The sequence below is a fragment of the Phocaeicola acetigenes genome (genome assembly GCF_027529745.1).
Taxonomy (GTDB): Bacteria; Bacteroidota; Bacteroidia; order Bacteroidales; family Bacteroidaceae; genus Phocaeicola; species Phocaeicola acetigenes.
On record NZ_JAPZVM010000010.1, the window covers coordinates 105,905 to 128,530 of the forward strand.

The window sequence follows — 22,626 nt, forward strand, 5'->3', positions numbered from 1 at the left end:
TTTCAAAGTTGGTTGCGTAGTCTGTTTATATGGATTGTTTTTAGAATATAATCGCGATAAAGAATGAGAAATTATTTTAAAGACATTATAAATCTTTTTACTTCTTCTTCTCAAGATGAAGAAATGAAAAGTAAGTTCTACGGATGGCTGACCGACGAACAGCATGCCGAAGAAAAGAATTCTGCCTTATATGAGTATTGGACAAACGTAAAAGGCAGTACAGAATTGAATTTAGAGGATAAATTGCAACGGGTATATGGAAAAGCCGGTGTCCGGGTACCAATGCAGAAAAAGAATTACTGGTTGAGACCATTACGCTATGCAGCAGCTGTGGCGGTGTTGATGGTTTCTGTATATACTGCTCATGTATGGACCAAAAAACAGTATGCCGATGTAGCAACGATAGAGAAGTATGTAGCTCCGGGAGAAATGCAACTTATCAAATTGCCGGATGAAACCATGGTACATATCAATGCAGGCAGTTTGTTGCTTTATCCTGAGAAGTTTGTAGGAAGCACACGTACAGTGTTCTTAATAGGTGAGGCTAATTTTAAGGTAAAGAAGAATGCCGGACAACCGTTCATTGTACGTTCCAGTACAATGTCGGTTACGGCATTAGGAACAGAATTTAATGTAAGAGCTTATGCCGATGACCGGGATATGGAAGCTACTTTGCTTGAAGGAAAGGTAAAGGTAGTTTGCGGAAACGAAGGAAAAGATTATATATTATTGCCGGGAGAACAGGTTTCTTACAATAAGATAACAGGAGAGAGCTCTTTGGCAAAAGTAGATGTAGCAGATGCTACAGCTTGGCAGCGTGGAGAGTTGGTTTTCCGTAGTGTGACGGTAAAAGAGATAGCAGCTGTATTGCAACGTAAGTTTAATGTTCGTTTCTATGGTACTTCAAATCATTTTAATGACGATAAATATAACTTCCGTTTTTCAGATAAGGCTTCTTTCGATGAAGTGATGAAAATTATACAGTCTGTAGTAGGAGATTTCAGTTACCGGATAGAAGGACATGATTGCTATATAGAGTGAGTTGCTTTAAGTTTTTGAGTTTTTAAGTTTTTTAGTTTGATTATCAGATAGAAAGAAACTTAAAAACTAAAGAACTCAAAAACTTACAAACTAAAATATGAATGATATAAAGTTGTGCGTATGAAAAAAAGTATCCGGAAAAAGGAGGCCGCCTTATTTCCGGATATGAAATGGAAAGTCTTTAGCATTTTACCTTAATGCGTGAATATGAATAGTAATATTATGAAGTTAAACACTAAAAACTTTAGCAAGATATGAATAAATATCGAATTAGAGCAAAAGCAGTAACATTATTTAGCTGTTTGATGCTTTCTCAAACAGTTCTTTGGGCCCAGGATGCTCATAAAATATCTATCAAAAAAGAAAAACTCACATTAAAGGAAGCTTTAAAAGAAGTAGAAAAACAGTCTAAAACTTCTATTGCCTACAATGAATCTCAATTAGGAGCCAATAAGGTGATTTCGCTGAATTTATCTGATGTGACATTAGATGATGCTTTAAATCAAATATTAAAAGGTACCGGATTTTCTTATCGTCTGGAGGGGAACTATGTCATCTTGCAACCTGCAGAAAAACAACAGAAGGGGAAAATCAAGCAGGTAAGCGGTCAGATTGTCGATGAAAGTCAGATGCCGATGATTGGTGTCAATGTCATGATTAAGGGAAAACCGGGGGTAGGTACTATTACCGATTTCGACGGTAATTTCTCTTTGGAAGTAGCAGAAGGCGATGTATTGGAAGTATCGTATGTAGGCTATGCAGCCCAGAATGTGAAAGTACAGGCAAGCAATGTGTATAATCTTACTATGAAGGCTGATACCGAAGTGCTGGAAGAAGTCGTAGTCACTGCCTTGGGTATCAAACGTAAATCGAAAGCCTTGGGGTATAACCTGACCGAGTTGAAATCGGATGAGGTAACTGCTGTAAAGGATGCGAACTTTGTCAACTCACTGACAGGTAAGGTAGCCGGTTTACAAATTAACAGTAGCGGGGGTATCGGTGGTTCTACCAAGGTGGTAATGCGTGGTGCAAAATCCATCAGTAAGAGCAACAACGTACTGTATGTCATCGATGGTGTGCCTTTGAACAATACCAATGGTGGAGATGTAGAAACGACTCAAGGTTTTTATACTACTGCTCCTAAGGGAGAAGGTATTGCAGATATCAACCCAGAAGATATCGAGAGCATGTCAGTGCTGACCGGTCCTTCGGCTGCTGCTCTTTACGGTAGCAATGCGGCCAATGGTGCCATCTTGATTACTACGAAGAAAGGAGCAGCAGGCAAACCCAAAATTACTTTGGCGCACAATACCGATTTTTCTAAACCCTTCGTATTGCCCCGTTTCCAGAATACGTATGGAAATAAACCGGGAGAATTTACCAGTTGGGGGGATAAATTGGATACTCCGTCCGATTATGATCCTGCTGATTTTTTCCGTACCGGTTACAATACCACTACTTCATTGTCTATCTCGTTAGGTACAGAAAAGAATCAGACTTTTGCTTCGGCTTCTACTACAGCTTCAGAAGGTATTATTCCGAACAACAAATATCAGCGTCATAACTTTACGGTACGAAATTCTACCAATTTCTTCGATGATCGTATGACCATGGATTTGGGTTTCAGCTATGTGTTGCAGAAAGACCAGAATATGATGTCTCAAGGACAGTATTTCAATCCGCTGGTACCGGTTTATCTTTTCCCGCGCGGCGAGGATTTTACTCCTTACCGTATGTTCGAGCGCTATGACGAAGGTCGTCAGTTGATGACACAGTACTGGCCGTATGGAGAAATGGGTATGACCATGCAGAATCCCTATTGGATTACCGAACGGAATATGTTCAACAACGATCGTGACCGCTACATGGCCAATGCCGGATTGAAATATAAGGTATTTGACTGGTTGGATATCAGTGGTCGTGTGCGTATTGATAATGCCATTACCCGCCATACTAAAAAATTGTATGCCGGAACAGATGCGAAATTATCACAAGATAAAGGATATTATGGAGATTATACGGATATTGACAGACAGACTTATGCGGATGTATTGATGAATATCAATAAACGTTTCAATGAGTTTGATTTGACTGCCAATATCGGAGCCAGCATTCAGGATATCCGTTTTGAAAGAAACGGGGCGGAAGGACAACTTAGTATGATTCCTAACTTTTTTACCTTGCACAATGTGGATTTGGATGCAAATAATTCCCGTATTAAACAGGATGGTTGGAAAGAACAGACTCAGTCTGTATTTGCCAGTGCTGAATTGGGATGGAGAAGTATGGTTTACCTGAGTGCCACTGCTCGTAACGACTGGGCTTCGGCTTTGCAGAATACTCCGAATACTTCGTTCTTCTATCCTTCTGTAGGTCTCTCGGGAGTGATTACTGAAATGGTAAAATTGCCGGAATGGCTGACTTTCTGGAAAGTGAGAGGATCTTACAGTTCGGTAGGTAATGCTCCTTCCCGTTATTTGACAATTCCTACTTACGGTTATAATTCTAACGGAGAATTCCAGACCAATACTCACATGCCTATTCCAGAACTGGAAGCAGAACGTACCAAGTCGTTTGAAATAGGTACCAATATGAAGTTCTTTAATGGAAAACTGGGCTTCGATTTTACTTATTACAAATCGAATACCTACAACCAGACTTTTGAAGCAAAAGCTTCCCCGTCTTCCGGATATTCTACTTTCTTTATTCAGGCTGGAGATATCGAGAACTGGGGTATTGAATCAATGTTATCATACGAAGATAATTTTGGTGGTGTAAACTGGAGTTCACAACTGACATTCAGTATGAACCGCAACCGTATCAACGAATTGGTTCGCAATTATCCAGATCCTACTACCGGGGAATTGATTAGTATTCCAAGTCTGGAAGTGGCTAAATTCGGTACTTATCGAATGATTTTGGAAGAAGGTGGCTCTATGGGAGATCTTTATGTAACCAGCCGTTTGCGTGAAGACGGCAACGGATTCATCTATGTAGATCCGGACAGCAATCAGCTGCAGACAGTAGAAGAACTTCAGAAAGTAGGTAATGCCAATCCGGATTTCAATCTTGGATTCCGCAACAGTTTCTCCTGGAAGGGAGTCAGTCTGGGATTCCTGATTTCAGCACGTATCGGTGGAGAAGTGATGTCGGCTACTCAGGCTATTCTGGACCGTTATGGAGTATCGGAAGCCTCTGCTATTGCCCGCGACAATGGAGGTGTACCTGTAAACTTTGGAAAAATGGATGCCCAGTATTTTTATGAATACATTGGTAACGGTGATACCGGTATGTTGTCCAACTATGTATACAGTGCAACCAACGTACGTTTGCAGGAATTGACCGTAGGATATAATCTGCCTAAGAAATGGTTTAACGAAAAAGTAGATATGACTGTTTCTTTTGTAGGACGTAACTTGTGGATGATTTACAACAAGGCACCGTTCGACCCAGAGGCAATTGCTTTTACAGGAACCTATTACCAGGGATTGGATTATTTTATGCAGCCGAGTATGCGCAATGTAGGTTTCAGTGTACGTATGAATTTTTAACTGATAAATTGAAAATGCTGATATGAAAAACTCAAAAATAAAACTTTTTAGCCAAGGTCTTTTGTTTGTCGGTGCATTGTCGATGACAGCTTGTACCGGATGGTTTGATAATGTACCGCCTTACGAAGCTACCGATGATATGCTGGATGGGGACAATGTAAAGATTGGAGCATTCTTCCCTCAGTTGCAGAGAAATGTAATTTCTACTCATAACAATCAGTTTCAGTTATCTGAGAATTTGATAGGTGATATCTATTCGGGCTATTTGGCTATACCGACTAACTTTAATAGCAACAAGAACAATGCGACTTATTTTTTCCAGGATAACTGGTTAAACTCTCCTTATGAAAAGGTATATACCCAGGCAATTGGTGCCTATATGGAAATCAAGAAAAATACAGAGGGGGATGAAAATTCTCATATCTATCAATGGGCACAGATTTTGAAGATTGCTTCCATGCATCGCTTTACAGATATGTGGGGACCTATTCCTTATCTGGCAGTGGGTAGTGGAGCAATGACTACTCCTTACGACAGTCAGGAAGCGGTCTATATGAAGTTTTTTGAAGAATTGGACAAGGCGGTAGAAGTCCTTTCCAAGTTTGTAGCCAATAATCCGGGTTCCAAACCTATGGCAGAATACGACCTGGTATATGGAGGAGATTATGCCAAATGGATAAAATTTGCCAATTCCCTGCACCTTCGTCTGGCCATGCGTCTGGCTTATGTAAAACCGGATGTGGCACAGCAGGAAGCAGAAAAAGCGGTAACTGCACAAGGAGGATTGATTACTTCGAACGATGACAATGCCGGGGTGAAAAGTGTAGGTGCCAATGAGGTTATCAACCAGCTATGGACCATGTGGGCAAGTTATCAGGATATCCGTATGGGGGCTTCTTTCCTCTCTGTATTGGACGGATACGACGACCCGCGTCTTAGTAAAATGTTTTCTCCGGGTAAGGTAAAAGAGCAGGAAGGATATTTTGCTTTGCGTACAGGTATTAATTTGGACTCGAATAAGGATTCACGCTTGGGATATTCTTGTCCGAACATTCAAAGCAATACACCGATTGTCTGGATGAATGCGGCAGAAGTGGCTTTCCTGAAAGCGGAAGGTGCTTTACGTGGATGGAACATGGGAATGGATGCCGAGGAAGCTTATAAACAGGGAATTACGCTGTCGTTTGCCGAATGGGGTGCCGGAAGTCCGGATACTTATATGACAGATTCGGAAAAGACTGCTGCTAACTATGTAGACCCATTGACCAGTTCGAACAACATCAATGCGGTAAGTCATATTACCATTGCATGGAATGAGGGTGATTCAAAAGACAAGAATCTGGAACGTATCATTACACAGAAATGGATTGCCATGTTCCCCAATGGACAGGAAGCATGGACCGAGTATCGTCGTACAGGCTATCCACAGTTGTTCCCTGTGAAAATAAACAACAGTGCCGGTACTATTGATACGGATATTCAGATTCGTCGTATGCCTTTTGCTAAGTCGGAATATACTTTGAATCCGGATGGAATTCAGAAAGCAGTAGAATTGCTGGGTGGTCCGGATAATGGAGGTACTCGCCTTTGGTGGGATGTGGAAAATAAATCGGTTAATTGATAAATAGAATAGATATGAAAAATATAATAAAATCAATTGGTTTGTGCTTTGGATTGGGATTGGCTCTACAAGCGTGCGATGATTGGACCATTCCGGAAAATGAGGTAATTCAGAATCTGGAGGGAACTCCTAAATCGGAAGAATATTATGAAAAATTAAGAGCTTATAAGAAGACAGATCATCAGCTTGCTTTTGGATGGTTTGGATTTTGGAATGGAGGAACTTCAACTTCTGCTCGTGGTTCTTTGAGAAGTGTGCCTGATAGTGTGGATCTTGTTGCTATTTGGGGTACAGAACATGCTTTCAATTTAACGCAAACCAAGATAAATGACATGCGTTATGTACAGGAAAAATTTGGAACAAAAGTTTTGTTTACAATTTTTGCACATGAAATCCCAGAACCATTTGATGCAACTCCTGAAGGTATAAAAGCGTATGCTTCAGCAATGTGTGATACTGTATATAAATATGGATATGATGGCTTAGATTTGGACTACGAACCAGGATTTGGAGGATCTGGTCCATTGGTTTCTGGACCTGGGCATATGGATAATATGGAAATATTTGTTCGTAAGTTAAGTGAAAGATTAGGTCCAACTTCTGGAACTGGTAAATTATTGGTTATTGATGGAGTTCCTTATCATTTGAATGAAGGCTTATCAGCTTTGTTTGATTATGGTATTGTGCAGGCTTATTCTTCTCGTGGAGATAGTGATTTACAAGGTAGATTTAATAATGCATATGCTAATGGATGGAAGCCTGAACAATATATTTTTACGGAAAATTTTGAATCTCTTTGGAAGACTGGAGGAACTACTAATTATCGGGATAAGGATGGAAATATTATGAATTCTTTACAGGGGATGGCTCGTTTTAATCCAGAGCAAGGTAAAAAGGCTGGCTGTGGAACTTATCATATGGAATATGAATATGCCCATAACCCAGAATATAAATTTTTGCGTCAGGCTATTCAGATTATGAATCCGGCTAATCCTAACAATTAAAATCTAATGTATTATGAGAAATAAATTGAAATTAGCAATATTGGCTTTGGCTATAGGTGGTTTTACTGCGGCCTGCCAATCTGAATATGATATCATTGAAAACGGTGTGTATCTGACCGATGCACAGAGTTCGCAGGCAAAACGCGTAACCATAGACGATAAAGGGGCCAGTACTCGTCTGTCTTCGCGATTGGGAGCTCCGGCAGAAGGAGATGTCACTGTAAGTTATGGTTTTGATGCTGCTGCTTTGCAGGCTTATAATGCAAAGAATGGAGTGGACTATCAGTTGCTTCCTGAAAAATATTATTCTTTCTCAGAAACACAAGCTACTATAAAGGCCGGGGAAGTGTCTTCTGCTCCCGTAGATTTGATAATCAAGCCTTTTGATGAAGGAGTAGATGCAACAAAAAAGTATGCTATTCCAGTATCGATTGTAAGTGCTTCGGGAGCAGATGTGCTACAGGCTTCTTCCTCTCTGATGATTCTGATTGATCAGGTAATTGTTACAACTGTACCTTATTTGGGAACAGGGAATTATATTGCTGTAACTCCTACTGAACCTTTAACCGGATTGGGTGCTTGGACTTTGGAATGGAACCTTTGTATGGATGCTTTTAATCGAAACAATGTGACACAATGGAAAATTACTGGCTTAGATGATAAAGTTGCTGTATATACCCGATTTGGGGATGTGACTTGTGATCAGAATCAGTTTCAGGCAAAAGTGGGTGCCGGTAAGCCGCAGAGTATTACTCGTTTTACTGCAAAAAAATGGTATCATCTGGCATTTACTTATGATGGTGCTAACTTACGTTTGTATGTAGATGGTAAATTAGACTTTACTTATCCGCATGCAGCTCCAGGAGAAGTTTTCGATTTTAAGAAAATTGTTTTTGCGAATGATGAAAAATCCACTTATTCTTTAAAAGGTAAAGTAAGTGAGCTACGTGTATGGTCGGTAGCTCGTAGCCAGGCAGAAATAGAAAATAATATGTATGTAGTATCTCCTGATTCTCCAGGACTGGAAGTATATTGGAAATGCAATGAAGGAAGCGGTACTTTGATTAAAGATCATAGTAATCATGGTAGAGATGGTCAGTTGAAAATGGAAGCTACTTGGGAATCTGGTGTCCGTTTCCCCGATACAGAAGAATAAAATTGCTTTTTTTTCATAGATAGGTTAATTTAAAACGTAAAGGCATACCGAAATAGAATGGTTTTATATCAGCTATGAGGTATGCCTTTTTTAATATAAAAGGCATAAGGTTGTTTGGGCTTTTAAAGGAACATAATAAAAATATTTTAGCTTAAAAAATAAACAGAATGAAGGTAAGTATAAGATTGCAGTGGAGATAATGAAAGAAAAGAATGAAAACAGCAAAGGAAATGCTTGTAGGATTGTTCATTTTCTGGTAAACTGAAAGATATAGAATATCGTGAATATGATATATAAGTTGATTTTGGATTAAAATATTTTATGAGTAACGATAAATATTAATATTATGAGAAAACTATTGATATCGGCTCTGATTGTTTGGTTGGAAAGTACGGTTTTATTTGCTCAAAAAACAGATGATTTGGATTTATCGGTTTTAATAAAACCTGTTAGTGAATCATCTTTTATGAGAGATCAGAGATATTTTCATTGGTGTAATTCGATTATAAAAGACGAAGAAGGTACGTATCATTTATTTTATTCCCGTTGGCCTAAGTCTATTGGGTTTTGTGGCTGGCTCACTCATTCAGAGATTGCTCATGCAGTATCAAAGTCTATGTCCGGACCATATTTATATAAAGAAACAGCATTGAAAGCAAGAAAAGGAGCTTGGGATGCAGTGACGGCTCATAATGTGCAAGTAAGGAAGTTTGGCAATCAATATTATATGTATTATACCTCTACAAATACAGGAGGGGTGGAAATAGATAAGTATAAATTGGATGAAATAGGAAAAGTCGGTTATTCGCATAAGGATTGGGACTTGCTTCGGTCTCATCAGAGAGCAGGAGTAGCAGTATCGAGTTCTCTGAATGGTCCTTGGATAAGGAGTGAAAAACCTTTGCTGGAACCGGAAGGACCGATTAAAAATGTGGCAGTAAATCCGTCTGTTTGTCAAGGAAAAGAAGGGCGGTTTTATTTGATTATTAAAGGAGATGACAAATTAGCTGCAAAGAGAAGACTGATTCAGGCGGTAGGATCTTCTTCTGATCCCGATGGAGGATTTGTCTTAGAAGATAAGCCTGCATTTGCAGATATACCTACAGAAGATGTTTGTGTGTGGTTTGATGAGAATAGGGAAAGGTTTTATGCGATTTTTCATGCACACGGAGGAGATTTTATAGGTTTGATAACTTCGGAAGATGGTATAAACTGGCATAAGGCTAAAAATTATCTGGTTTGTAAAAAGGAAATCCCATTGGAGGACGGAACTGTGATGCAAGTTGATAATATGGAACGTCCTTATGTATATATTGAGGAAGGTGAGGTAAAAATGATTTCGTTTGCGGTAAAAAAAGGAAATGATTCATTTATTGTATTTTTTCCTCAGCAATGATAAGAATATTAAAATTTTTATTTTGATAAAACAGAGAATTTAATATGATAGAAAAATTAATGATTACCTCTATTGCTCTTTCTTGTATAGGAAGTGCTTGGGCGAGTACAGAGAAACAGCCGAATATCATTGTAATCAATTGCGATGATATGGGATATGGGGATTTGTCTTGTTTTGGAAATCCTACGATTAAAACTCCTCATTTGGATAGAATGGCTGTGGAGGGTCAGAAGTGGAGTAGTTTTTATGTGTCTTCTTCTGTTTCTTCGCCGAGTCGTGCCGGCCTTTTGACCGGACGATTGGGAGTACGTACCGGAATGTATGGAAATGAGCGGGGAGTTTTATATCCTGATTCACCGGAAGGTTTGCCGGCTGAGGAAATCACAATTCCTGAACTGCTTAAAAATGCCGGTTATCATACTGCTTGCATAGGGAAGTGGCATTTGGGACATTTGCCGGGATATAGACCGCTTGATCATGGCTTTGATTATTTTTATGGTATGCTTTTCTCTAATGACATGAGCCGGAAGGAGCAGGTAAAACTGGGAAATGTAAACTATCCTTATGAACTGGTAGTATATGAACAGGAAAAAGAGATAGAACGGGAACCAGACCAGACTTTATTGACTAAACGGCTGACCGATAAGGCTCTCCGTTATATAGATACTCATCAGGCAAATCCTTTCTTCTTGTATTTGGCGCATCCGATGCCTCATTTCCCCGTTTATGCTTCTGAACCCTTTCAAGGGGAATCGGATGGAGGAAATTATGGAGATACCATAGAAGAAATAGATTGGAGTGTAGGGTGTATTCTTGATAAACTGAAGGAACTGGGGCTGGATAAGCACACATTAGTAATATTCACTTCGGATAATGGTCCATGGTTACCTTATAAAGGTCAGGCCGGTTCGGCTGGGCCGCTGAAAGATGGGAAAAACTCTCATTATGAAGGTGGCTTCAGGGTGCCTTGTATTATGTGGGGAGATATGATTTCTCCGGGGCATGTCACACAAATGGGAAGTACGCTTGACTTGTTTCCTACATGTTGTGAACTGGCTGGAGTTGATTTACCTTCTGGAGTGGTATACGATGGAAAAAGTCTTGTGGGTGTATTAGGGAACAGCAAGGAGCAATCGCTTCGTGATGAATTTTATTTTTACCGTGGAAGTTTGCTGTATGCGGCCAGAAAGGGGAAATATAAACTTCATTATATGGATAAATCTGCTTATGGAAACGATAAAATAGTTTTCTATGATACGCCTAAGTTGTATGATTTGAGTACCGACTCGGAGGAGCAATATGATGTAGCAAATGTGCATCCGGAAGTGGTGGCTGAAATAAATAGAATGGTGGAAAAGCATAGGAGTTCATTTTCTGTAGCAGAGAGTATTTTTGATAAGAGGAAAGATGTAAAAAAGTAAAGGATGATTAAGATAGTATTATAATTACTTAGTTTTCATAGATTTGGTTTAATTGATGAAGGCATACCAAAACAGAATGAGTGATCATTTTGTCCGGTATGCCTTTTTTATGAAAAGTGATAATGTAATAATGAAGCATGTATTCGTAAAATGTATGCGAGAAATATAAAAAATACTTTTAAAAGATTGCGTATTAGCTTTATTTTAGTTGTTTTTATAAAAGGAGTGGAAATAAACAATATACTTAATTTCTACTTTATTATTTAAAATGTTTTTGTTTTAATATATATGCTATGAATAAACTATATTGGTTATCAAGTCTGGCTTTATGTGTACCTCAAGTGATGCAGGCACAGGAAAAACCGAATATTATTTTTATTATGACCGACCAGCAACGTGGAGATGCTATCGGATGCAGTGGAAATGAACGGATTATTACTCCGAATATCGATGCATTGGCACACGACGGTTTTTATTTTTGTAATGCTTATTCTGCTTGTCCAAGTAGTACACCTGCGCGTTCCGGTTTGTTGACAGGAATGTCGCCCTGGCATCATGGCATGTTGGGATATGGGAATGTAGCGGAACATTACCGTTATGAGTTACCGCAAATGTTGAGAGATTGTGGTTATTTTACATTGGGTATCGGTAAAATGCACTGGCGTCCACAAAATGCGTTACATGGTTTTCATGCTACTATTTTGGACGCAAGCGGAAGAGTAGAATCACCTTATTTTATGAGCGATTACCGGAAATGGATGATGATGGTAGCTCCTGGTGTAAATCCGGATTCTACTGGTATAGGTTGGAATGAACATGCAGCAGCAACATATAAATTGCCGGAGAATTTACATCCTACCAAATGGACTGCGGATGTGGCGGTAACTACTATCCAGCATTACCAGGGGGATAAGCCTTTGTTTTTAAAGGTTTCTTTTGCTCGTCCGCATAGTCCGTACGATCCTCCCAAACGTGTACTTGATAAATATAAGGATATAGAAATGGAAGCTCCTATACATAGTGAATGGAGTAAAGAGATTGGGGCAGAGTTGACCGACCCGAAAGCTGATCCTATTGCTGCATTCGGGCAGTTTGGAGATGACTATGCCAAAAATTCCAAGAAGCACTATTATGCGTCGATTACTTTTATCGATGAACAGGTGGGACGTATCGTGCAGGCTTTGAAAGAGAAAGGGATGTACGATAATACTATTATTTGTTTTACTTCCGATCATGGTGATATGATGGGAGATCATCATCATTGGAGAAAAACATATGCTTATGAAGGTTCTGCAGCTATACCTTATATTGTAAAATTCCCTAAATCGATGAAAACTGTAAAACCGGTTGGTTCTACTATTGAGAATCCGGTTGAATTGCGTGACTTCCTGCCTACTTTTGTAGATTTGGCTGGTGGTTCTGTTCCTGCTGATATGGATGGTAAATCATTGAAAACTTTGGTGCAGGAAGAGAAGCCGGAGTGGCGCAGATGGATTGATATGGAACATGCGACTTGTTATTCTGACCATAATTATTGGTGTGCCTTGACGGATGGAAAGATAAAGTATATCTGGTTTGTTCATACCGGAGAAGAGCAGTTGTTCGACTTGGTGAAGGATCCGAAAGAAACGAAAGATGTTTCGAAGGAGCGTAAATACCGTAAACAACTGGAGGAACTTCGTGCAGCGATGGTAGACCATTTGAGTGAACGTGGTGAGGAATGGGTAAAGGATGGAAAGTTGGTTATACGTGAAGAATCGATGTTGTATAGTCCTAATTATCCGAAGCAATAAGAAAGAATAAGATATTTAAAAAATAAAGTATGAAAGAAATAAAGGTTTTTTATAAAACTCTATTTGTTTTCATACTTTATTTATTTCATAATAGCTATGAATAAACATTGGATTCGATTTTATTTGGCAGGAGTTATATGCAGTTTGCTGGCTTCATGTGCAGAAAAGAAAGTTATTTTAGGTGAATATACGTTTGAGGCTCAACCGGTAGATTTAAAAATTGATTCGGTTGCGGATGGATATAGGGTAGAAGGTTCGTCTGCATTTCAGTTACCGGGGCATTTTGTATGGGGGGCATCGGTTACAAAAGCAGAAGACGGAAAGTATTATATGATTTATTCTGCACCGGAAACCGGAATATATCCGTTTAATAATGCATGGGTATTTGGTTCGAAGATGGGACTGGCTGTGTCCGACCGTCCGGATGGGGAATTCCGTCAACTGGGATTTTTTATGAATCAGGATGGATTTACCGAAGATAAATCGACATGGGATGCACAGACCACTTCTAATCCACATGTGCGCAAGTTTGGTGACAGATATTATTTGTATTATGCAGCTTCTGTAGATCCGGGTAATGAGCATATTCGTGCAAAAGCGGATACGCTTCCGCGTCGCGACCGTATTCAGCAAAGTCAGCAGATTGGGGTGATTTCATTTAAGTCTTTTCCTGATTTGCTGGAAGGGAAGTTCACTCATTCGGATAAACCTTTGCTGGGTCCTCGTACACGAGTGAAACCGGATAATGTGGTGAATCCTTCACCGGAAGGTACCGAGCCTAAGCCGGATAATCTGATTGTAGTGAACCCTTCGGTGGTTTATCGGCCTACTGATGGGAAGTATTTGCTTTACTTTAAAGGGAATATATACGACCCGCATTGGAGAGGAGTACATGGAGTGGCTTTGAGTGATAAACCGGATGGACCATTTATACCACTTGATGAACCTGTATTTCATATTGAAGGGGCAAAAGGTAAATTATCGGCAGAAGATCCTTATGTATGGTATCATGAGAAGGATCGTTGTTTTTATGCCATATTCAAGGATTTTGGCGGACAATTTACAAAAGGAGAGCCTTGTCTGGCAATTATGGCCTCGGAAGATGGTATTCATTGGACATTGCCGGAACATTCTCTTTTTATGAAGAAACAATTGGTGTTGTCTGATGGAAAGGTAGTGAATGTAAAGCGTTTGGAACGACCTCAGCTTTTATTAGATGAAGAAGGCAATCCGGAAGTGCTTTATGCAGCTTGTGCTATTGATGAGGTGAATCCGAAAGTCAATGGAGGTTCGTTTAATGTACAGATTAGAATTAAACCGGAAAAAGTAAAATGAATATAAATATTTTTTATACAACAGCATTTTTATCATTAGTTGGTACAGAAATAGCTGCTCAAACACAGGAAACTGGTTTGAATGTGGTGTATATATTGGCAGATGATATGGGATATGGAGATATATCTGCTTATAATCCTGAGTCGAAAATTCATACACCTGTGCTCGACTCGTTGGCTGCTTCGGGGATAATGTTTACTGATGCACATAGTAACTCGTCTGTCAGTACACCTACCCGTTATGGAACATTAACTGGGAGATATACTTTTCGTTCGAAGTTGAAGAAAGAGGTCTTGACGGGATATTCTTCTCCTTTGATAGAACCGGGAAGGGAAACAGTGGCTTCGTTCTTGCAACGGAATGGGTATCAGACTGCCTGTATCGGGAAATGGCATTTGGGACTGAATTGGACAAGAAAGGATCAGAGTAAACCTTTGTATACGGGGAGTGAATGGGATTTGGAAGATACATCGAACGTGGATTATGAAGCTGAGATAACAGGAGGACCTACTGATTGTGGGTTTGATTATAGTTGTATTTTGCCAGCTTCGCTTGATATGTCACCTTATTTATATATAGAGAATGGAAAAGCTACAGCACCTGTAAACCAGTACACGGAAGATTATGCAGATAAGAGTATTCGAGGTTTGCATTACCGGCATGGAGATGTAGCAGCGGATTTTCGGCATGAGGATTGTCTTTCTTATTTTACGGAGAAAGCAGAGAATTATATTCAAAAAGCATCGAAAGAGGACAAACCTTATTTTTTGTATTTTGCGTTAACGGCTCCTCATTCTCCTTGGATGGTAGATGAAGCTTTTAGAGGGCGTTCGAAAGCGGGTGCTTATGGTGATTTTGTTTGTATGGTGGATGAAACTGTAAGAAGAATCTGTGAAGTGGTGAAGAAAAGTGGGGAGGCAGAAAAGACACTGATTATTTTTACTTCGGATAATGGAGCAATGTGGTCGGAAGAAGATATTGCAGAAACTGGACATCGGGCGAATGGCAGGTGGAGTGGTAAGAAATCGGACTTATGGGAAGGAGGACATCGGGTACCCTTGATTGTGTCTTGCCCACAAGTTGTTGATTCCGGAAAGCAATCGGATGCTTTGGTGTGCTCTACAGATTTATTTGCTACAATGGCAGAAATGATTCAGCAGAGAGTGCCAGCTGGAGCAGCAGAAGATAGTTTTAGCTATTGGAAAGTTCTTTCTGAAGGAGACAATCAGGGTTCGTGCAGACAGTCTTTGGTTTATCATTCGGATAAAGGATATTTTGCATTGCGTAAAGGTGAATGGGTTTTGCTTGATTGTAAAGGCTCAGGAGGGTGGACATTACCGGAAGAAGATGTAAAAGATACACAAAGCGTTCAGTTGTATAATTTGGACCAGGATTATAAACAACATCATAATGTGGCTGAAATGTATCCGGAACTGGTGAAAAGCATGAAAAAAGAATTGGATAAGATTGAGAATGAAAGCAGATAGGGTGTTTTTCTTATGATTTTTGAATGCATATATATACCAAACAATAATTTTCTTTTAACTTTGCTCTCGGTATAATACAAGAAGCACATAAGGCTGTGTAAAAGTGAAATTTCCTGAAGGAAGGAAAGAAGCTTTCTTTAAACTATGAAAACCAATAATTAATATATGAATCTTAAAACCTTATCTGTATTAAACATGCTGGCTCTTGTTCCTTCTGGAAGTATGCTGGCGCAACAGCAAGGGGCCGACTCTTCGGAACAACGTCCCAATATTCTGTTTATTTTAAGTGATGATCATACCTCACAGGCATGGGGAATCTATGGTGGTGTATTGGCCGATTATGTAAAGAATGAGAATATTAAACGGTTGGCTTCCGAAGGAGTAGTTTTGGATAATTGCTTTTGTACTAATTCCATTTCGGCTCCCAGTCGTGCAAGTATTCTGACCGGATTGTATAGCCACCGCAATGGTTTGTACACTTTGAATGATTCCTTGGATACTTCTATTCCTACGTTGGCTACTACTTTACAGCAAGCAGGTTATCATACCGGTTTGGTAGGTAAATGGCATATCCAGTCGCAGCCGCAAGGGTTCGATTATTATTCTGTGTTCTACGATCAGGGTGAATATCGTGATCCGGTGTTTATCGATAGCAAAGATCCTTGGCCCGGTAATCGTCGGTTTGGAGAAAAGATATTGGGGTTCTCTACCGATTTGGTGGCGGAGAAGGCTATTAAATGGATGAAAGAGCAGGATAAGGATACTCCGTTCTTGATGTGTTGTCATTTTAAGGCTACACATGAGCCTTATGATTTCCCGATACGTATGGAGCATTTGTATGATGGAGTGACATTTCCTGAACCTGAAAATTTGCTTGATTGGGGACCTGAAACCAATGGACGTTCGTTTATCGGACAACCGTTAGAAGAATTGGCACGACGTTGGAAAATCGCTTCACAAGATCCGGATAAATGGTGGTGTCGCTATCCGGAACTGCCTTTCTCTATTGATGGATTGCAGAAAACAACTGCCCGACGTGCTGCTTATCAGAAGTTTATGCGTGACTATTTGCGCTGTGGAGCTACTGTAGACGATAATATTGGTAAACTGTTGAAAGCACTTGATGAAATGGGTATTGCGGATAATACTATTGTGGTGTATGTATCCGATCAGGGGTATTTCCTGGGTGAACATGGTTTCTTTGATAAACGAATGTTTTATGAAGAATCTGCCCGTATGCCGTTTGTAATCCGTTATCCGAAGAAGATTCCCGCTGGTAAACGTTTGAAAGACTTGGTGCAGAATATTGATTTTGCTCCTACACTGGCCGAATTTGCCGGAGTAGAGATGAAAGATGTACAGGGACGTAGTTTCGCTGAGAACCTGATGGGAAATACACCGAAGGATTGGCGGAAAGAGATTTACTATCGTTATTGGACCAATCATGCGATTCGTCCGGCTCATTTTGGTATTCGTTCCGATCGTTATAAGCTGATTTTCTATTACGGACAGAATCTGGATATGACGGATACACAAGATTTTTCTTTTACTCCTTGTTGGGATTTCTATGATCTGCAGAAAGACCCGAAAGAAAATCATAATGCCTATAATGACAAAGAATATGCACCGATTATCAAGAAAATGAAGGAGGATTTGCTTCGTTTGAGAAAAGAGGTAGGCGATACGGATAAAAAATATCCGGAAATGCAGAAAATCTTGAAAGAATATTATAATAAGTAAGTTTTTAAGTTTATAAGTTGGTGAACATATTACACTCAACAAATTTAAAAACTTAAAAACTCACAAAATCAAAAACTTATCTATATGTTAAAACACATTGCGTTTATCGTGGGACTAGCTTGTATGGGAGCAAGTTGTACCACCTCACAAGTGAAAGAAGATTATACAAATGCTTTGCTTCCTACTCCGGTAGAGATGAAAACCCAGAGCGGAAGTTATACGCTGAAGAAAGATGTAAAAGTTCAAGTCGTCGATCCGTCATTGATTCCGGCTGCTCAGTATTTACAGGAAATTTTGAAGAATGTGGCTCCGGAATCGTCAATAGAGTCAGAGGGTGATATTGTGCTGACTTTGCACAATGATACAGTTAGTGGTGCTTATCAGTTGGAAATTTTATCAGATAAAGTGATAATTAGTGGATCTGATTATGAAGGTGTGGTAAATGGTATCTCTACCTTGCGTCAGTTGCTTCCACCGGCTGCAGAGATGATTCAGGAAGATGACTATAATAAAGTAGCAGGAACATTGCCTGTATGTACTTTACCTTTGGTGAAAATTTCAGATTCTCCTAAATTTCAGTGGAGAGGAATGATGTTGGATGCATCACGCCATTTCTGGAACAAAGAAGAAGTAAAGCGAATGCTTGACTTGATGGCCTCTTATAAATTGAACAAATTCCATTGGCATCTGACTGATGATCAGGGATGGCGTGTAGAAATTAAGCAATATCCGTTGCTTACCGAAAAGGGTGCATGGCGTCCGTTGGATACTACACACGATAAGATTTGTAAGGAAAGAGCGGTCAAGGAAGATAATAAGGAATTTTTGTTACCCGAAGATAAACTGAAGGTTACTGCCGAAGGAGATACTTTGTATGGTGGATTCTATACACAGGAAGATATTCGTGAGATAGTGGCTTATGCTACACAGCGTGGTATTGAGGTTATTCCGGAAGTGGATATGCCGGGACATTTCCTTGCTGCTATTTCTCAGTATCCGGATTTGGCTTGTAAAGGAATGATAGGTTGGGGTAAGACTTTCTCTTCTCCTGTTTGTCCGGGAAAAGATGCTACTCTTGAGTTCTGCAAGAATGTGTATAAGGAGATTTTCCAGTTGTTCCCATCGCAATATGTACACTTGGGAGGTGATGAGGTAGAGAAAATCAATTGGAGCAAGTGTGCAGATTGCCGTCGTCGTATGCAGACAGAACACTTGAAGAGTGTTGAGCAATTGCAGGCGTGGTTTGTTCGTCAGATGGAACAGTTCTTCCTTGCTAATGGAAAGAGAATGATTGGATGGGATGAAGTCGTAGGAGACGGACTGTCGGATCAGGCTACCATTATGTGGTGGAGAGGTTGGGAAGCTGATGCTCCTTTGCAGGCTGCCAATCAGGGAAAAGATATTATCTATACTCCTAATACTTGTTTTTATTTCGACTATAAGCAGGATAAAAATACATTCAGACAGATTCTTACTTTCAATCCTTATGATGGTTTGGAAAAATCACAGTATAAGTATGTGAAAGGTATGCAGGCTAATGTATGGACAGAGTGGATTCCTACTGTGCAGCGTCTGGATTATATGATTGCTCCGCGTATGATTGCTTTGGCTGAAGTGGCATGGGGACAGGCTTCTTATACTGATGATGCACCTTTCTATGAAAAACTGGCTTCTCATTTTGAACGTTTGGCAAACCGGAAAATCAATTATCGCATTCCTGATATTGAAGGCTTCTACAACCGGAATGCATTTATCGGACAGGATACACTGAATATCGTATCTCGTATTCCGAATGTGGAGATTCGTTATACCACTGATGGTTCTATTCCGAATAAGCAGTCGGAACTGTATACAGGAGCTTTGCCGGTGAATACTTCTACTGATTTCTGTTTACGTACTTATCGTCCTGATGGAACTCCGGGTGATATTGTTAAAACAACATTCTCTAAAGAAGAATATGTAGAAGTTTCTCAGGATGCAAGTGCTCTGAAAAACGGATTGCAGGCTACTTGGTATGATTATGCTGGTGACAGTTGTTCGCAGATAACTTCTGCTCCTTTGAAAGGTAAGTATGTAATTGATGAAGTGAAGATTCCGGAAGGAGTGAAAGGTAATATCGGTTTGGTGATTACTGGATATATCAATGTACCGGAAGATGGAGTCTATACTTTCTCTCTGACTTCGGATGATGGTAGTCTGATGTCGATAGATGGAACTCCGGTATTGTTGAACGATGGTCCTCATGCTGCGGAAGAATATATCGGACAGAAGGCATTGAGTAAAGGACTTCATCCTATAGAGTTACGTTACTTCGACCATAATGGAGGTATGCTTGAGTTGAAAATGATAGAGGAAGATGGCAAGAAAGTAGCTGTTCCTCAGGAGTGGTTTAAATATTAAGAGCAAAATATTTGTATGATTTTCTGTCATCTTGAACGAAGTGGTGTATTTTGTGGAATGCCACTTTGTTTGAGATGACAGTTTTTAATTGGTAGTCAGATGAAAAATACAATTATATATATAGTCTGTTTGTTGTGTGTGGGAAGTTTAAGTTTTGCTTCTTGCTCGTCAAAAAAAGGTAATTCATTACGGATAATAACTTATAATATCCATAATGCTATTGGAATGGATGAAAAAGTGGATATTGCTCGTGTAGCTGAGGTGATTTTACAGTCTGCTCCGGATGTGGTGGCTGTACAGGAAATAGATAGTGTGACTGAACGAAGTGGAAAAGTAGATGTATTGAGTGAGTTGGGGAATAAAGTTGGTATGCATGCACTGTTTGCTCCTGCCATAGATTTTCAGGGTGGAAAATATGGTATTGGTATTTTAAGTAAAAAAACTCCGAAGTCGTGGAAACAGATAGCGTTGCCAGGAAGGGAAGAAGCGCGTACTTTACTCTTGGCTGAGTTTGATGAGTATTATTTTGCTTGTGTACATTTGTCGTTGACCGATGAAGACAGAAATACTTCTGTCAGTATGATTAAGGAGGTATTGCCTCAAACGGATAAACCTGTATTTTTGGCTGGTGACTGGAATATGGAAGCAGATTCTCCGGAGTTTAAAAAGATGGAACAGGTATTCGATGTATTGAATGATACAGCGGTGTATACGTGTCCGGCACCGCTGCCTGAGGCTTGTATTGATTATGTGGCAGTAGCTAAACAATGTATTCAGAATACTCCTGTCGAAGTGTTGAAAAAGGAGGTTATAGCCGACAAAGTTGCTTCAGATCATCGTCCGGTTTTGGTTGAGGTATGTTGGTAGTTTTTTCGATTGTTGACGAGATTTTATTCTTTACATAAAAAGGAACTGTCTTCATATTGTTTTGTGCAATAGAAGACAGTTCCTTTTTTTATAAAATTCTGTAAGGTTATTAATCTTCGGCCTTTCCAGCTTCTCTTCTTGCTTTTCCTGGATGTCCGGTCAAGTCGTCTCCCAGTTCTTCTCTCCAGAAATCTGCTTCTTTTTTCAGTTTTTCAACTTCTTCAGGATAGAGGCTGATTACGTTGACTCTTTCGCCCATATCTCTTCGTAAATCATACAGTTCGCAGGTAGTTACCTCACCTTCTCCAAGTGGACCGGGTTTTCCGTCGTTTCCTGGTACTTGATTATCGTAAGATACATATTTATGAGGGAAAACTAATTTATATTTTCCGTCGGTGATACCCTCAAGAGAGTTTTTATGGTAATAGAAACAGAGATATTTACGCCCAGCCCATTGAGGATCGGTAGTCAATGTAGGAAGCATGCTTACTCCATCTATCTTTTGTTTGGGAAGTTGGGCTTCGGCTACTTCTACCAAAGTGGGGAGAATATCGATGTTGGAATACAGGCTGTTGGATACTGAGGCGGGTTGGATAGTGCCTTTCCAGTAGCAGAGGCAGGGTACGCGTACTCCTCCGTTAAAGGTATTGGCTTTTGCTTCCCGTAGTCCGCCCGATGAACCGGCATGATTTCCATAGTTGGCCCATGGTCCGTTATCGGATGTCAGAATCACAAGAGTATTTTCTTCGATACCTTCTTCCCGGATGGTTTTTAGAACTTCTCCTATGCTCCAGTCCAGTTCCATCATTACATCACCGTATAGTCCTTGTTTGCTTTTTCCTTTGAATTTATCGGATACAGCCAGTGGCACATGAGGCATGGAATGGGCCAAATAGAGGAAGAAAGGCTTCTGATGAGCATTTCTTTTAATAAAGTCGGTTGCATATTGGGTATAGTCGGTAGTCAAGCGACTTTGGTCGGTATTGTATCCGATTACATCATTTCCCTTGATGAGTGGTAAATCTGGGAATTTATATTGAGGGTGATTGGGCCACATGTCATTGGAATAGGGAAGGCCATAGTATTCGTCGAACCCATGTTGAAGGGGAAGGAATTTTTTTTCATCGCCAAGATGCCATTTTCCAAAGATGGCAGTAGCATATCCTTTGTCTCGTAGCAGTTCGGCAATGGTTTCTTCTTTTTCATTGATTCCATAGGGGGAATGGGGATTCAAAGCATAAGCAAAGCCAATACGATTGGGATAGCATCCGGTCATAAGGCCTGCCCGGGAGGCTCCGCTGATGGGTTGTACGGCATAAAAGTTGTTTAGTACCATTCCTTCGGCTGCCATGCGGTCTATGTTAGGTGTTTGATATCCGAGTGCTCCTCGGAAGGAGAAGTCGCCGTTACCAACATCGTCTAGATTGATGAGGATGATATTGGTGGGTTGTTTTGCAGAAAGAGTATTGGGCATTAATGATAGCCCTGTCATGCTTAATAAAATTAGTTTATTTTTCATTGTAGGGTATATAATAAGGTTCGTTTTATGTATATAACAACTTTGGGATATGTTCTACTCAATGATCATTGTATGAGGAGGGGAAATTACAGATAAATGGGGGCTTTTCAAAATAGGTTTGATTTTTTTTCTTATGTGTTCTGTTTATTTTTTGATTGTTGTTTTGTGTTTTCTTATTGTGGGATTGGGGATTTTTGTGGATTGATTGCTTGAGGGGCATGTGAAGGCAGCCGGAATACATCAATGAAAAGTATGAATGCACTATAATTGATGGTAAATCGGGGTCTTTGTTGGC

At 39.9% G+C, this 22,626-nt stretch carries 14 protein-coding genes; 13 read left to right on the forward strand and 1 reads right to left on the reverse strand.

Annotated elements, in window-relative coordinates:
* Positions 1–63 precede the first annotated feature (63 nt).
* The 13 genes from O6P32_RS11290 (at position 64) to O6P32_RS11350 (ending at position 20,812) form a co-directional block, all read left to right on the forward strand.
* Positions 64–1,041, forward strand: coding sequence for a FecR family protein (locus O6P32_RS11290; protein WP_269878596.1), 978 nt, complete (start codon positions 64–66; stop codon positions 1,039–1,041).
* Between the two features lie 254 nt (positions 1,042–1,295).
* Complete coding sequence (locus O6P32_RS11295; protein ID WP_269878598.1) at positions 1,296–4,592, forward strand: TonB-dependent receptor; 3,297 nt, start codon at positions 1,296–1,298, stop codon at positions 4,590–4,592.
* A 22-nt stretch (positions 4,593–4,614) separates the two neighbouring features.
* Positions 4,615–6,213 carry a RagB/SusD family nutrient uptake outer membrane protein gene (locus tag O6P32_RS11300; protein WP_269878599.1) on the forward strand — a complete coding sequence of 533 codons (1,599 nt, stop codon included), beginning with the start codon at positions 4,615–4,617 and terminating at the stop codon, positions 6,211–6,213.
* Between the two features lie 14 nt (positions 6,214–6,227).
* On the forward strand, positions 6,228–7,217 hold the full coding sequence (locus tag O6P32_RS11305; protein ID WP_269878600.1) for a glycoside hydrolase family 18: 990 nt from the start codon (positions 6,228–6,230) through the stop codon (positions 7,215–7,217).
* Positions 7,218–7,230: 13 nt separating this feature from the next.
* Positions 7,231–8,373, forward strand: a complete 1,143-nt coding sequence (locus O6P32_RS11310; RefSeq protein ID WP_269878601.1) for a DUF1735 and LamG domain-containing protein — start codon at positions 7,231–7,233, stop codon at positions 8,371–8,373.
* Between the two features lie 346 nt (positions 8,374–8,719).
* Complete coding sequence (locus O6P32_RS11315) at positions 8,720–9,769, forward strand: glycoside hydrolase family protein (protein WP_269878603.1); 1,050 nt, start codon at positions 8,720–8,722, stop codon at positions 9,767–9,769.
* A 44-nt stretch (positions 9,770–9,813) separates the two neighbouring features.
* Positions 9,814–11,190, forward strand: coding sequence for a sulfatase family protein (locus O6P32_RS11320; protein ID WP_269878604.1), 1,377 nt, complete (start codon positions 9,814–9,816; stop codon positions 11,188–11,190).
* Between the two features lie 344 nt (positions 11,191–11,534).
* Positions 11,535–12,983: an arylsulfatase gene (locus tag O6P32_RS11325; protein WP_269878624.1), complete on the forward strand. Its 1,449-nt coding sequence runs from the start codon at positions 11,535–11,537 to the stop codon at positions 12,981–12,983.
* 96 nt (positions 12,984–13,079) lie between these two features.
* Positions 13,080–14,318, forward strand: coding sequence for a glycoside hydrolase family protein (locus O6P32_RS11330; protein ID WP_269878605.1), 1,239 nt, complete (start codon positions 13,080–13,082; stop codon positions 14,316–14,318).
* Positions 14,315–15,805 carry a sulfatase family protein gene (locus tag O6P32_RS11335; protein ID WP_269878606.1) on the forward strand — a complete coding sequence of 497 codons (1,491 nt, stop codon included), beginning with the start codon at positions 14,315–14,317 and terminating at the stop codon, positions 15,803–15,805. Before O6P32_RS11330 ends, O6P32_RS11335 begins: the two co-directional genes overlap by 4 nt.
* Positions 15,806–16,027: 222 nt before the next feature.
* A complete protein-coding gene (locus tag O6P32_RS11340) occupies positions 16,028–17,545 on the forward strand; it encodes a sulfatase family protein (protein ID WP_269878625.1) in 1,518 nt (505 codons plus the stop codon).
* 84 nt (positions 17,546–17,629) lie between these two features.
* A complete protein-coding gene (locus O6P32_RS11345; RefSeq protein WP_269878607.1) occupies positions 17,630–19,945 on the forward strand; it encodes a family 20 glycosylhydrolase in 2,316 nt (771 codons plus the stop codon).
* A 99-nt stretch (positions 19,946–20,044) separates the two neighbouring features.
* Entirely contained in the window at positions 20,045–20,812 is a 768-nt protein-coding gene (locus O6P32_RS11350; RefSeq protein ID WP_269878608.1) for an endonuclease/exonuclease/phosphatase family protein, read from the forward strand.
* Positions 20,813–20,921: 109 nt separating this feature from the next.
* Here O6P32_RS11350 and O6P32_RS11355 read toward each other — a convergent pair whose 3' ends face one another.
* Entirely contained in the window at positions 20,922–22,331 is a 1,410-nt protein-coding gene (locus O6P32_RS11355; protein ID WP_178266343.1) for a sulfatase family protein, read from the reverse strand.
* Between the last annotated feature and the right edge of the window lie 295 nt (positions 22,332–22,626).